This window comes from Bradyrhizobium sp. 25ACV, assembly GCF_054863005.1.
In genome coordinates this window covers 1-269 of record NZ_JAVAYO010000109.1, presented here as the reverse complement: position 1 = coordinate 269, position 269 = coordinate 1, and the positions used below count along the sequence as shown (strand labels likewise).

At 60.2% G+C, this 269-nt stretch carries 1 pseudogene; it reads left to right on the top strand.

The annotated features are described in order from the left end of the window. Positions 1–96 precede the first annotated feature (96 nt). Positions 97–269: pseudogene (locus RAD04_RS38770) on the top strand (cation transporter); the annotation flags it as partial.

Below are 269 nucleotides of genomic sequence, written 5' to 3'. Positions count from 1 at the left end.
ATGTGGCGCATCCCGATCTTCCGGCCGAGGAGCGCGCCGCAGGGGCGGAAGAACTGATCGCGGTCATACGCCGCTACGCAAAATGAGGCTGAGATATTGACCACGTCCCGCGACATTGAAGCCTTTACACACGACCATGTGTATCTTGGGGCCTCTCACGACGAGAACGCCCGCAGGACCTTGTGGGTTGTGGTGCTGACGGCTGTGATGATGATCGGCGAAATCTTCGCCGGCTATGTTACCGGCTCGATGGCGCTCCTTGCCGACGG